1 protein-coding gene is annotated in these 794 nt (G+C 46.2%); it reads right to left on the reverse strand.

The features are described 5' to 3' along the window. On the reverse strand, positions 1–794 hold a 794-nt coding region (locus R7Z50_RS26510), incomplete at both ends, for a histidine kinase dimerization/phospho-acceptor domain-containing protein (RefSeq protein ID WP_318149615.1).

A 794-nucleotide genomic window follows, 5' to 3' on the forward strand; every position in this document is an offset into this window, starting at 1 on the left:
CATGCGCGCTGGTGGCTTGTAGGTTGATTACTTCTTCTAAGCTTTCGCGGAAATCAAATGGAATGTTTTCCAACGCCAGCTTACCGGCTTCCAATTTCGAGAAATCGAGAATGTCATTGATGATGTTTAATAGGTTGTTTGCGGACTTCTCAATGGTTTGCAAGTAGTCGGTTTGGCTATTAGAAAGCTGCGTTTTGAGCATTTGACGAGTAAAGCCAATTACACCATTCAATGGCGTACGTAATTCGTGCGACATATTGGCCAAAAATTCTGACTTCACACGTGCGGCTTCTTGTGCGCGCTTCTTCGCAATATCGAGCTCAACGTTTTGAATTTCTAACTGTTCCAAGGTTTCGCGTAGGTCTGACGTGGCTTGGTCTATACTGTGCTGCATCTCGACGTGGTATTCCGATAGCGAAACCGCCATGGCGTTGATACCGTTTTTCAGTTGGTCTAACTCGCCGTGCATTTTGCCTTCGATACGCACATCCAAGTGACCACGACGAATGCGATCAACGACGTTTTTCATGTGCGTGATTGGTTGGGTAACATCATGCATTAAGCGGGAAGCAAACACGCTCGCAAGCCCAAGACCAAGGATCAAAACAAGGAAAGCGGAGAAGACTTCTTGGTATTGCTGTAAGCGCAGAGATGAAAGATCCATTTCTACCGCGATGTAGCCAATGGCTTTCGTGCCTTGGTTTTCGTTAGACAGTTCTGATAAATAGTGTCCTTCCGACAAAATCGGCACACGCAGGATCAGGGAGTTCTCATAGATTTCCGAATTTCCCAGC

Source organism: Vibrio sp. 1249-1 (assembly GCF_033340495.1).